Here is a 12,657-nt window from a genome sequence, read left to right on the forward strand (position 1 = left end):
CGCATTGAACTATTGCGAAATTTCGGCAGTGAATGTACGACTTCGGGTAGATTTCTAAGATTTATCTTTGACATGATGGCCAACCTGAGGCTAAGGGGGCCGTCAACGAGATACAAACAAAGGTGAGAACCGTGGCAAGACCGGAACTCGGAACCAAGCGCCTGTGCGCGGCGTGTGGCGCTAAATACTATGATTTGAACCGTGACCCAATCATCTGCTAAGTGTGGCGATATGTTTGATCTGGGCATGACAGCGAAGACTGCAAAAGCTGTAAAAGCTGTTCAGAAAGAAGAAGCTGAGGACGCATTGGTAAAAGACGATGCAGAATTGGTATCTCTGGAAGAAGCTGATGCAGAAGCAGCTGGTGAAGATATTCCTGATCTGGACGAAGATGGCATCAGCGATGACATCGGTGGCGATGACTCCGACGTATTCCTGGATGATGAAGACGACGAAGACTCTTCCGTTCCGGGCATCGTTGTGAGCCGCGACGACGACGAAAGCTAAAATTTCCACAGCCTGTGAAACCGCAGGCTGTTATGAGAGTATTCTCTTGAAATGTGGGGGCGGCCCATCTATGTTCCGCCTCCATCAGCACAAAAACTTCATTGAAGTATCGGTGCTTAGAAGAAGAACGGGGCCTTAGCTCAGCTGGGAGAGCGCTTCGCTGGCAGCGAAGAGGTCAGGGGTTCGATCCCCCTAGGCTCCACCAAAACCATTTTGCAAGAAATGGCTATCTTCTTCCCAAATTGGACATGCCATTTGTCTGATAAAGATGGGGCCTTAGCTCAGCTGGGAGAGCGCTTCGCTGGCAGCGAAGAGGTCAGGGGTTCGATCCCCCTAGCTCCACCAATTACCCTTTAGCTAGAAATAGCTGACTTCTCCCAAAATCATCTATTTCAGAAGCTTCGTCTCCAGCATCTCATGCTATGAGAGAATTGAAGTTCTGCAGCCATTGATACGCAAGGAAATTGCTATACATCTGCCGCAACTGTTTCTTTTGTGCAGAGGTCGTCGATGTCAGCATCCATCGTAATCCATTGGTTCCGTCAGGATCTTCGCCTGAGCGACAATCCTGCGCTCTCTGCGGCTTGCGATGCAGGAGAGGTTATCCCTCTCTATGTTCTGAATGATAAAGAGTACGGTGCTCGAGAACTCGGCGGCGCGACCAAAAACTGGCTGCACTATTCTTTAAAAGCTCTCAATGAAAGCTTGAATGAGCAACTGTTGATAATGCGCGGTGATCCGGCAGTAATCATCAACTCGCTCATTCAGGAGACTGGTGCAGCTGGTGTTTTCTGGAACCGATGCTATGAGCCATGGCGAGTAGAGCACGATGCGCAGCTGAAATCTGACCTTGAAGAAAACGGTGTAACAGCCAAGAGCTTCAACGGCTCACTCCTCTGGGAACCCTGGCAGGTAGGTAAACCGGACGGCAGCCCTTATAAGGTGTTCACTCCCTTCTATCGCAAAGGCTGCCTTCAGGCGCAGGAACCCAGAAAGCCCTTGCCTGTTCCTGGCCAATTGCGCATTCATCCTTTGAATACAGAAGGGGCTCTCTCAATCGATGAGCTCAACTTGCTCGAAGAACGGCCGTGGTCAGCTCAAGTGAGCAGTCACTGGGAGCATGGCGAAAAAGCTGCCCAAAACCGTCTCTATGCATTTTTTGAAGATGGGCTCTCCGATTACAAAGATGGCCGAAACTTCCCGGCTCTGACCCATACTTCCCGCCTGTCGCCTCATCTGCACTTTGGTGAGATCTCTCCCAACCAAATCTGGAGGGCATTAGGCTCACATGAGGAAACACGAGACATAGACCATTTCCGCAGTGAGCTGGGCTGGCGTGAGTTCTCTTATTCTCTGCTATTCAATAACCCGACTCTTCCAAAGAGTAATCTGAACGAAAAGTTCGACAACTTCCCGTGGCTCTCAGATGATCAGCGCCTTTTTGCATGGCAGAAAGGTCAAACAGGCATTCCGATTGTCGATGCTGGCATGCGAGAGCTCTGGCAGACCGGTTACATGCACAATCGCCTGCGCATGATTGTCGGGTCGTTTCTCGTCAAAAACTTGCTGCTGGATTGGCGGTTGGGAGAAGAATGGTTTTGGGATTGTCTGGTTGATGCTGATCTCGCCAACAACAGCGCCAGTTGGCAATGGATCGCCGGATGCGGTGCAGATGCAGCTCCTTACTTCCGCATCTTCAATCCAATCCTGCAGGGCGAAAAGTTTGATGCTCATGGCGATTACACACGCCGGTTCCTGCCTGAACTAAAGGATCTGCCGGATAAGTATCTCTTCAAGCCTTGGGAAGCGCCTAAGGACATCCTGCAGAGTGCTTGTGTCACGCTGGGAGAAAACTACCCGCTTCCAATCGTGGATCTCAAGAAATCTCGAGATGAAGCGCTGCGTGCTTTTGAGGAGATGAAATAAAATTCGCACTCAGGTGATCTGCCTTCAGACCTGATCAGTATAAGGCTTTGTGCGCGGCAGTCTGTCGCAGTCAATCCTTATGTAATTCCCTCGTTACATCTCTGGGGAGTGGAGGCTTCTATGCGTTTATCTATGATTTCACTTGTAAGTTCACTGGTTCTTGCTGGTTCAGTAAATGCAAATGCAGGAACTATTGTAGAAGTAGCTCAAGGGGCAGGGCAGTTTAACACCCTTATTGCTGCCGCTCAGGCTGCGGGCTTGGATGGAGCACTGGCCAATGGTGAGAACCTCACCGTGTTCGCTCCGACTGATGAAGCCTTTGCGGAGCTTCCGGACGGAACGATTGAAACGCTTCTGAAGCCAGAGAACAAAGATCAACTCGTTGCGGTACTTAGCTACCACGTGCTCCCACGCAAACTGGCGTCCACTGATCTGCCAGGCCGCACCATTCACGTGAAGACGATTAAGGGATCAGGAGATAAGACACTCTCCGTTTCGAAAAATACGTCTGGCGTGACTGTAGATAATGCAAACGTCATCAGCGCGGACATTCCAGCTGACAACGGGATCATTCATGTCGTCGATAAAGTGTTGCTGCCCTCAAACTAAACGGGGAGCGACATAGCTCATTATGAGTTTCTGCCAGAGGGCGTGGAGCATCCGATCTGCGCCCTTTGAACTGTCATAAAACGGAGTCGGGTGACTCTATTTGATTGAAATGAATGCATTTCACCTGCTCAAGAATGCAAGTTTTTGCATTAGAAGTTGTATTTCGAGAGTTGCACACAGTGCGCCTGTGGATAAGTTCAGGCCTGTTTTGTCTTCGAAAATTTGCGCGTGCAAGCATTAAGACAGCTCATCGGCATAAACGTGCAAGGTGCAAAATTTGAATTTGTTCGCCGTCTAGGTATTTCCCCGATATATCAAGTGATTAGCCGCCAAATCTTTCTGTAAATCTCAATGTTCGTATTATTTCGTATCGAATTTTTCCGAAACAAAACTTCCAATTTTAGACACTTCAACCATGCTGAAAGGTCGAAAATTTGGCATAAAAAACAGTCTGCTTAGGTGGGTTTCGTTTTTCCGAAACATGACAATCTCATGATAATTATGAAAAAAAACGAAGATCCAATTGCAATTCATCGAAACTTCAAGAAACTGTCATCCTAGTGTGAAACACCTAAGTGATATCGCAGATGAGGCGTAGGGGATGGATCGCCAAGGCGATGGATCAGGTGTTCACTCCGCTTCGCATGTTAGATTTTTTCAACTTTCCCACTGGGGGGCAACAAAAATGACTCTTCGTAAAGCAGCTGGTGTAGCAACCTTTGCAGCACTCGCAATGTCTTCAACAGCGTCTTTCGCTGCGACAGAAATCAACTGGTGGCACGCAATGGGCGGCCGTCTGGGTGAAGTTGTCAACGAAATCTCCACCAAATACAATGCATCTCAGGATGTCTGTAACCTGACCCCGGTTTACAAAGGTAACTACGAAGAAACCTTGACCGCAGGTATCGCAGCATTCCGCGCTGGCGAACAGCCAAACATCTTGCAGGTATTTGATGCAGGTTCCGCTACCATCATCGGTGCAAAGGGCGCAGTTGTTCCAGCTGAAGACCTTCTGAAAGATGCAGGTGTTGAGTTCAACATCGAAGACTACATTGCTGGCGTACGCTACTTCTACGCAGATGCAGCTGGCAAAATGATCGGCATGCCGTTCAACTCCTCTACTCCAATCCTCTACTACAACGTAGAAGCACTGGCGAAAGCAGGCGTTGAAGCTCCTAAGACTTGGGAAGAGTTTGAAGCAATCGCTCCTAAGCTGAAAGCAGCTGGTTACGTTCCTCTGGCACAGTCTCACCTGCCATGGATCTTCACCGAAAACTTCATGTCCCGCCACAACCTGCCATTCGCAACCAACAACAACGGTTACGACGGCGCGAAAGGCACCAAGATCCTCGTAAACAACGATGCGATCAAAATGCACTTCACAAAGGTTAAAGGCTGGCTTGATGCTGAGCTGTTCGGCTACTACGGCACTGGCTGGGGTGACAACCAGAAGGTATTCCAGGACGGTTCCGCTGCAATGTGGCTCGGTTCTTCAGGTTCCTTCGGCGGTCTGATGAAGTCCACAGACTTCAAATTCTCCGCAACCAACCTGCCTTACTGGGCTTCTGTTAACGAAACCGGTACCAACACCTTCATCGGTGGTGCAGCGCTCTTCGCAATGGCTGGCAAGCCAAAAGGCGAAAACGACTGTGTTGCAAACTTCTACTCCTTCCTGACTTCCTCTGAGATGCAGTACTACTGGCACAAAGAAACTGGTTATGTGCCAATCACCAACGCTGCATACGACCTTGCGAAGAAAGATGGCCACTACGACCGTCTTCCAGCAGCTGAAGTTGGAATTAAGCAGCTGACACTGCCAGGTGGCGACAACACCAAAGGTTACCGCATGGGCTTCTACGTTCAGGTGCGTGACGTAATGAACCGTGAATACGGCAAAATCTTCTCCGGTGAAAAGTCTGTAGACGACGCGTTCCAGACCATCGAAGACGAAGCAAACAAGCTTCTGGCTCGTTTTGCTAAGACCGCTAACTAAGACTTAGCACTTAGATTTTCGCTAGGGCCGGAGACGCTATCAAGTGCCTCCGGTCTCAGGTTGTTTTAGAAATAAAATGTTCCCGAACGGCAGTTTGTTCGAGCAGCATTTTTAAAACAAGCGGTCAGGCTTGCTAGGCAACCGGCCACCACAACGAAAACAGCGACTAGGCCAGTCCATGAAACGAGTTCAATTCTCACATCCATTGATGCCCTACATGCTGCTGCTCCCGCAGCTGCTGATTGTTGGCGTCTTCTTTCTGTGGCCAGCGGCAGAAGCAATCAGAGCGTCTTTCTACCTTGAAGACCCGTTTGGTTTCGGCTCGACATTTGTTGGCTAGATAACTTCAAAGATGTTGTCACTGCGAGTGAATACGGCAGAACTGCCTGGTTCACGCTCATCTTCTCCGCTGCAGTTACTTTCTTTTCTCTCAGCATCGCTCTTCTGCTGGCAGTAAAAGCCGATAACGTCATCAAAGGTGCCTCCACTTACCGCACCTTGCTGATGTGGGTTTATGCGATTGCCCCTCCCGTCGCAGGCTCGTAGGCGTTATGCTGTTTGACCAGCACATTGGTCCACTCAACGATCTGGCGCATGCCCTCGGCTGGAATATGCAGATCGGTGTGAACTACTTTGATACTGCATTTGCTATGACCGTGATCGCGGTCTGGAAGCAAATCCCAATCAACTTCATCTTCTTCCTCTCTGGTCTCCAGAGTGTTCCGAAATCCGTTCAGGAAGCAGCTGCGGTCGATTGTAAATCTTCATCCCGTCGTTTCTGGACTGTAACGTTCCCACTGCTGGCTCCAACCAGCTTCTTCCTGCTGATCATCAACATCACTTATGCGCTCTTCGATACCTTCGGTATTATCGATCTGGTGCTTAAGGGTGAGCCAGGCAACAACCCTGTAACGCTCGTTTACAAGGTGTTCCTCGATGGCTTCCGCGGAAACGACCTTGGTGGGTCTTCAGCACAGTCTGTGATCCTTATGATCCTCGTGTTCGCTCTTACGGTCTTCCAGTTCCGTATGATTGAACGTCGTGTGCACTACAGTTAAGGAGGGATCAATGAAACGCTCACAGTTTTGGGATCATACGATCCTCGTCCTCGGCGCTCTCTTTATGCTGGTGCCAGTCGTTTACGCTCTCATGACCTCCAGTATGATGCGGTGTCCATTTACAAGCATGGTCTACAGTTGACCCCGGGCGGTCACTTCACAGACACCTATAAGCAGGTTCTGACTGAAGCTGGTGGTTTCACGAAGTCCGTGACTGGCCTGACCATGCTGTGGAACTCCTTGATCCTCGGCCTTGGCTTCGCCATTGGTAAGATCGTAATTTCCATGTTGGCGGCTTACGCGATCGTGTACTTCCGCTTCCCACTTGGAACGTTCTTCTTCTGGATCATCTTCTCCACGCTCCTGCTTCCTCTGGAAGTGCGTATTCTGCCATCCTACGAGATCGTGCAGGGACTGGGCATGGCGAACACCTACACCGGTTTGATCGTTCCGCTGATTGCGTCTGCAACAGGCACTTTCTACTTCCGTCAGTTCTTCAAGTCCGTACCGGATGAACTGGTTGAAGCAGCGCGTATCGATGGTGCAGGACCGCTGAAGTTCTTCATCGACATTCTTGTTCCACTCTCCAAAACCATGATTGCTGCAATCTTCATCATCATGTTTGTTTTCGGTTGGAACCAATACCTCTGGCCAACACTCATCACCACAGATGAAAGCCTCTTCACGCTGGTGCGTGGTATGAAGCAGATTCTTCAGGTGTGGATTGGTGCTCAGATCCCGGATACGAACCAGGCAATGGCGCTTGCGGTTCTCGCAATGCTTCCACCGGTTCTCATCGTGGTGATCTTCCAGTCTTGGTTTGTAAAAGGGCTCGTGGAAAGCGAGAAATAAAAATGGCAGGCATTAAACTTAACACCCTTCGCAAGATCTACGCGGGCAACGTAGAAGCGGTTAAAGGCATCTCCATCGACATTCAGGATGGTGAGTTCATTGTTCTCGTCGGCCCTTCCGGTTGCGGTAAGTCTACTCTGCTGCGCATGGTGGCTGGTCTCGAAACCATCACCGACGGTGAGCTGTTCATCGGCGACCGCCTTGTAAACAACGTAGAGCCAGCAGACCGTGACATCGCAATGGTGTTCCAGAACTACGCGCTCTACCCGCACATGAGTGTTTACAACAACCTCGCGTACGGCTTGAAGAACCGCAACATCCCTAAGGATGAGATCGAAAAGCGTGTTCGCAAAGCTGCTGAGATCCTTGAGATCGGCGACTTCCTCGACCGTAAGCCACGTCAGCTGTCCGGTGGTCAGCGTCAGCGTGTTGCAATGGGTCGTGCGATCGTTCGCGAACCTGCTGCGTTCCTGTTCGATGAGCCTCTATCCAACCTTGATGCAAAACTGCGTGTGCAGATGCGCATGGAGATTAAGAAGCTTCAGAAAGAACTGGGCACCACCAGCCTTTACGTGACCCACGATCAGCTGGAAGCGATGACACTGGCAGACCGCCTGGTTGTTCTCAGCGGTGGTGAAGTAGAGCAGATCGGTTCTCCGATCGACGTCTATGAGAAGCCAGCATCCACCTTCGTTGCAACCTTCATCGGTTCTCCAGCAATGAACCTGCTGCCACTGACCAAACAGGGCAGCGACTGGAAACTCGACAACGGCGCAACTGTTGACGTGAAGCTAAACACCGATCTGTCTGACCTGATCCTCGGCGTCCGTCCGGAAGATCTGGTGATCGAAGAGCTCAGCGAGAAGTTCGACACCGGCCTTCACACCGCTCTGACCGTAAATGTCGTGGAGCCTGTTGGTGCTGAGAGTTATGTTCACGGCACTATTGGTGAAGGCAGCGTAGACGTTGTTGTGCGCGCGCCTGGCAAGCTGCACTTCGAACCAGGCCAGATCCTGAAAGTGACTGCAAAGCCTGAGAAACTGCATACGTTTGACACCAAAACCGGCAAGCGTATTGAAGTGCAGGGCGCACTCGAAGCAGCTTAAAGCCTGCTCTGACAAAGCTTTAGAGGGCCCGGCATTGCCGGGCCTTTTTTGTTGGAACTGTGCACGGATGCAGTCCAAAAGCTGTGCCATTTTATCGCAGCTACGCAATCAGCCCTTCCTAAGATTTAAACTTGATGTAAATACTCATATTTAGCCAGCGCCAGCAAGCCAACCACGAATTCAAAACTAGGTTGACCGATGCAAGCAGCAGCGCTGGAGCAATTCTTCGCTCAGGAAACAGATGATCCCCTCCGTTACGCTTTCCAGCGACGGGGTGCACATATGCCCGGATCAGCCGGAGAAGCCGTTGCTGAAGATGCTCAACAGCAAGTCTGGCACGAAATCCAGCGCTCCAGTCGTTCAGGCATGGCGGTCATGTACTTGCATGTGCCATTCTGCGCCAATCATTGCCTGTTCTGCGGCTTCTATCGCAACAAGTGGCAAGAAGAGCACTCCGCTCCTTATGCCGATGCGTTGATCAAAGAGCTGGAGCTGGAAGCGTCCTCCCCTGCTTCCCAAAGTGCACCAATCAATGCAGTCTATTTTGGCGGAGGAACTCCAACAGCGCTTCACGCAAACGACCTTGCCCGCGTCATCCGTCGCATCCGCGAGCTATATCCGCTCTCAGCTGATTGCGAGATCACTGTCGAAGGCCGCATCTTCCATTTTGATGATGAAAAGATTGATGCCTGTCTGGATGCCGGAGCGAACCGCTTTTCAACCGGTGTCCAGTCCTTCAACACCAAGGTCCGCAAACGGCAGGGGCGCAAAGCAACCGGTGAAGAAGCCATTCGCTTCTTTGAGGGGCTCCGAGATAGAAATCGCGCTGCTATCGTTTGTGATCTGATATTGGGTCTGCCGTATCAAAGCGAAGACGTCTGGCGGCAGGATCTCAAAACCGTGGTGGATCTGGAGCTCGATGGCGTCGATCTTTACACGCTCGCCGTGTTTCCCGGCAGTCTCCTCTCAAAAGCTATCGCAAAAGGCTCCTGCGACCCCGCAGCGCCGCTTCCGCAACAAGGAGGTATGTATGGCGAGGGATTGGAGTACATGCGTCAGTATGGCTGGAAACAGATCTCTTCCAGTCACTGGGGCCGACAAACCCGCGAGCGTAATCTTTACAACACGCTAATTAAGTCCGGCGCAGACTGTCTGGCCTTTGGATCTGGGGCAGGTGGAAACATCAATGGTTATTCCTACGGCATCCATGGAGGAATCGTGGACTACATGAGGTGTCTGGAGGATGGGGAGAAGCCTCTGTCGCGGTTACACAGAACCGACCCATTGTCTTCTCCCCTCAATTTCCTGGCAGCCGGCATTGAGGAGATGCGCCTCGACTTTGCTCGTCTGGAGCGTGCAGATCCCAAAGCTAACGGATTCCGTAGTTCAATCGACCCACTGTTGAGCAACTGGCGCAGCACGGGCCTGATTGCGGGTGAGGAGATCATCTCGCTCACAACGGCAGGCCGTTTCTGGCACCAGACCCTTCTCACTTATCTCAAGGCTGCTTTTAAGTTGCACTCCGCCAGCTTGCAGCCAGTAACCTGAAACCATCAAGAAGAGACAGCATGACCGCACAAATCACAGAGCTGAAAGAGAAACTTGCAGAAAACCCAGCTGGCATTCTGGAGAGCATTGCCAAGGAGCATGGTCTCTCAATGGCTGACACAATCCGTTGCCTGCCGGAAGAAATGTGGCGTGAGCATTCTGGTGAGCGTTTTGATGAGGTGATCAAAGCGATCCCATCATGGGGCAACGTCACCAGCATCGCAAACACTGGCGACATGATCTTCGAAGTGAAGGGGCCATTCCCGGAAGGTTCTTACGCGCGTGGTTTCTATAATCTCAAGCAGACAGAAGGTGGATTCTCTGGTCACATCAAAGCCGATGCGTGCCATTCCATCCTGTTCCTAAAGCGCCCATTCTTCTCCAAGCTGGCAGTATCCATCAACTTCCTGAATGCAGATGGCGATTGCTACCTGAAGATCTTCCTTGGCCGTGATGAGGAAGGTCAGATCAAAGAAGATCAGCTTGAAAAATTCGATGAACTCGCGAGCTGGTGAACCTGCGAGACATCCAAATCATAGGTCCACGACCTCTCTCACTGTGAGCCTATGAAAAACAGAAGCCGGGGCATCGCTCCGGCTTTTCTGTTTACACAAACATTGCGACAATCAGATAACTCGCCATTCCATACAAGCACAGCAAACTCAGGCTCATGAACAGGCCGCGCAATCCGGTTTGTGCTGAAAGATAGCTGTAGGTGTAGCCAAGGCGTGAAACTGCAAAGCCAATAATCCAGACCTGTGCCATCAGCGCGACTGGTGAAACCACTGCAATAATTACAGCCAGAAGCGCGAAGTAGATGGAGTTCTCGGTCGTGTTTCGATGCGCATTGTGCCGCCGCTCCAACGCATCACGAGCTTCCTGAGCAATAGACTGAGGACGCCCACCTTTCTCCTCCCACTCTTCAGGTGTCGCCGCCAGATCATGCTTGGCTCGCGTAAGTTCGGTCATAGTCATCAGCCAACTGTGATTACCGAGAAGCAGCACCGCAGCAATGATCACTGCATCAACGACTTCAGGGGAGGGCAGCGCAATGACAAGCGGCTCAACGCCAAAAACGAGTAGATTGATGAGCAAACTGAAACCGACCAATGAAAAGGGATAGGCTTTCACCATCAACGTTGCTCGCGAGTTATTCACCTCAGCAATGTCCATAGTACCGCTCCCCCTAGCGCATTCCCTGAAAGTTACCCTAGGGTAAACGCTACGATTTTTGAGGGAAACCGTAAACCTGTCATTCCCAACATGTGGTAATGAGCTGGACTGTAATGGGGGACTGTTGAAAATTCTGCGGGTTTACCACCCCTGCTTGTTTTGAGGTCTGCAAAACTTGTCAGTACCCGAGAGAATTAATTGAGTATCATTAAGTTAACTTGAAACCTTCGCCGCTAACCGCCATATTCCAGAGGAAAGACCGAGGGCGAGATGCCCTCCCACCGGATGCCTATTGAGGGTCTGGAGCTGGGTCGCTTTGAAGAAGGACTTGGATTATGACGCGAGTATCTGCGTTTTCGAGCCCATTTATGTTGGGTTTCGACGATATCGAGCGTGTATTGGATAGGGTGAGCAAAGCAGCCAACGATGGCTATCCGCCCTACAATATCGAACGCTTAGCTGCCACCGACGAAAAAGGTGAAGTTATCCGCATTACGCTCGCCGTAGCGGGTTTCACACGTGACCAACTGGATGTTTCTGTTGAGGAAAGCCAACTGGTAATTCGTGGTCGCCAACAAGAAGACAAAACTCGCCAATACCTTCACAGGGGTATAGCTGCACGTCAGTTCCAACGCGCTTTTGTTTTGGCTGAGGGCATTGAGATTTTGGGGGCAGACCTGCGTGATGGTCTGTTGTCTATTGATCTTGCTCGTCCAGAGCCAGAGCGCATCGTTCGCCGAATTGAAATCTCGGCGGGGGACTGAGGTAAAGGAACATTCCTACCTTCGCGCTGATCTGAATATTGAAGCGTATCGCTGAAATCTGACCTCTCAGCTTTCGGGTAAAGATGCGTGATAAAATAAAGACTTAGAGCCTGACATGTGATTGCAAAAGACCGTGACATGCTCTGATAACTTCCAAGGAGAAGGCGATGACACGCGCCCCTTCTGTGCTGGCCGACGACCCGTACGAAAATTTTGAAGAACTTGGAGCTGGTGAAGTCGCTTATGTAAGGCGCGTTTCTCCAAATGACCTTAAGAAGATGTTCCCGGATGCTGAGCTGCAGGATGCTGATTTGCCAGCATGGGCACTACTCGCTGCTGATGGAACACCGCTGGTTCTGACAGACACCCGCAACGCTGCAATTGCAAACGCGATTGAGAACGATCTGGAAGCTCTGAGCGTCCACTAACCCTGTTCCTGCACTCACCGAAGGGTGAGGTTAAAAGAGAGGTATACGCGCAGAAAAGCTGCTGCGGCGCATAGAAATACTCTTCAAAACCAGTGAATTAGGCAAAGAAAAAGCCTGGATTGGAATGCGTCCGATCCAGGCTTTTCTGTTTTTATGAGCCAACCGGCCTCAAGCTGCGCTTGGCGAAGCCTGTGGGTGGGTCAGAATAGAGTAAATTGCAGCAGCATCTGTGGTCGCGCGCAGCTTGCTCGCAACATCAGCATCTCTCAGAAGTCGCGCAACACGTGCCAGAGCTTTCAGATGGTCCGCTCCAGCGCCTTCTGGTGCCAGCAATACAAAGATCAGATCAACAGGCTGGTCATCCAAGCTGTCGAACTCGATCGGTTTGTCCAGTCGCGCAAACAAACCGTGCAACCCGTCCAGGTTCACGATTTTTCCATGCGGAATTGCAATGCCGTTTCCGACACCTGTAGAGCCGAGACGTTCGCGTTGCAGCAGCGTATCAAAGATATCGCGCTCAGTTTCTCCGCAAATCTCAGAGGCCCGTTCTGCAAGTTCCTGCAGGGCTTGTTTCTTGCTGTTTGCCTTGAGATTGGCAATGACAGCTTCAGGACGAAGAAGTTCGTTCAGATCCATTCCTTGATCCGTGTTCATGCAAAATACAAAGCCGGTTAACACCGGCTTTGTACAGGG

Annotated in this window: 10 protein-coding genes, 2 tRNA genes and 3 pseudogenes; 13 read left to right on the forward strand and 2 right to left on the reverse strand. The window is 50.9% G+C overall.

The features are described 5' to 3' along the window. The first annotated feature begins 131 nt into the window (after positions 1-131). From JCM12308_RS04375 to hutX, 11 genes and pseudogenes are all read left to right on the forward strand, one after another. Positions 132-507: pseudogene (locus JCM12308_RS04375) on the forward strand (TIGR02300 family protein). A gap of 129 nt (positions 508-636) precedes the next feature. Further along, a tRNA-Ala gene (locus JCM12308_RS04380) sits at positions 637-712 on the forward strand. Positions 713-777: 65 nt separating this feature from the next. Further along, positions 778-852, forward strand: a tRNA-Ala gene (locus tag JCM12308_RS04385). Between the two features lie 165 nt (positions 853-1,017). After that, complete coding sequence (locus JCM12308_RS04390) at positions 1,018-2,433, forward strand: cryptochrome/photolyase family protein (RefSeq protein WP_054782966.1); 1,416 nt, start codon at positions 1,018-1,020, stop codon at positions 2,431-2,433. A gap of 120 nt (positions 2,434-2,553) precedes the next feature. Further along, positions 2,554-3,042, forward strand: coding sequence for a fasciclin domain-containing protein (locus JCM12308_RS04395; protein WP_054782967.1), 489 nt, complete (start codon positions 2,554-2,556; stop codon positions 3,040-3,042). Between the two features lie 685 nt (positions 3,043-3,727). Continuing rightward, the gene (locus tag JCM12308_RS04400) at positions 3,728-5,035 is read left to right on the forward strand and encodes an extracellular solute-binding protein (protein WP_008548196.1); all 1,308 of its coding nucleotides are present in this window, start codon (positions 3,728-3,730) and stop codon (positions 5,033-5,035) included. Positions 5,036-5,213: 178 nt separating this feature from the next. Continuing rightward, positions 5,214-6,093, forward strand: a pseudogene (locus JCM12308_RS04405) (ABC transporter permease subunit). A gap of 10 nt (positions 6,094-6,103) precedes the next feature. Next, a pseudogene (ugpE, locus tag JCM12308_RS04410) lies at positions 6,104-6,945 on the forward strand (sn-glycerol-3-phosphate ABC transporter permease UgpE). Between the two features lie 2 nt (positions 6,946-6,947). Continuing rightward, complete coding sequence (locus JCM12308_RS04415; protein WP_014283556.1) at positions 6,948-8,051, forward strand: sn-glycerol-3-phosphate import ATP-binding protein UgpC; 1,104 nt, start codon at positions 6,948-6,950, stop codon at positions 8,049-8,051. 198 nt (positions 8,052-8,249) lie between these two features. Beyond that, positions 8,250-9,599, forward strand: a complete 1,350-nt coding sequence (gene hutW / locus JCM12308_RS04420) for a heme anaerobic degradation radical SAM methyltransferase ChuW/HutW (protein WP_054782968.1) — start codon at positions 8,250-8,252, stop codon at positions 9,597-9,599. 20 nt (positions 9,600-9,619) lie between these two features. Then, a complete protein-coding gene (hutX, locus tag JCM12308_RS04425; RefSeq protein ID WP_008548800.1) occupies positions 9,620-10,114 on the forward strand; it encodes a heme utilization cystosolic carrier protein HutX in 495 nt (164 codons plus the stop codon). Between the two features lie 91 nt (positions 10,115-10,205). On the opposite strand, the gene JCM12308_RS04430 is transcribed toward hutX, so the two are convergent. Then, positions 10,206-10,772 carry an MAPEG family protein gene (locus JCM12308_RS04430; protein ID WP_054782969.1) on the reverse strand — a complete coding sequence of 189 codons (567 nt, stop codon included), beginning with the start codon at positions 10,770-10,772 and terminating at the stop codon, positions 10,206-10,208. A 335-nt stretch (positions 10,773-11,107) separates the two neighbouring features. On the opposite strand from JCM12308_RS04430, the gene JCM12308_RS04435 reads away from it, so the two are divergent. Further along, the gene (locus JCM12308_RS04435) at positions 11,108-11,536 is read left to right on the forward strand and encodes an Hsp20 family protein (protein ID WP_008548831.1); all 429 of its coding nucleotides are present in this window, start codon (positions 11,108-11,110) and stop codon (positions 11,534-11,536) included. A gap of 167 nt (positions 11,537-11,703) precedes the next feature. Beyond that, positions 11,704-11,964, forward strand: coding sequence for a BQ00720 family protein (locus JCM12308_RS04440; protein ID WP_008548441.1), 261 nt, complete (start codon positions 11,704-11,706; stop codon positions 11,962-11,964). 168 nt (positions 11,965-12,132) lie between these two features. On the opposite strand, the gene ptsN is transcribed toward JCM12308_RS04440, so the two are convergent. Beyond that, positions 12,133-12,600: a PTS IIA-like nitrogen regulatory protein PtsN gene (ptsN, locus tag JCM12308_RS04445; RefSeq protein WP_008548629.1), complete on the reverse strand. Its 468-nt coding sequence runs from the start codon at positions 12,598-12,600 to the stop codon at positions 12,133-12,135. Positions 12,601-12,657 lie beyond the last annotated feature (57 nt).

The sequence above is a fragment of the Pseudovibrio denitrificans JCM 12308 genome, from assembly GCF_001310815.1.
Classification (GTDB): domain Bacteria; phylum Pseudomonadota; class Alphaproteobacteria; order Rhizobiales; family Stappiaceae; genus Pseudovibrio; species Pseudovibrio denitrificans.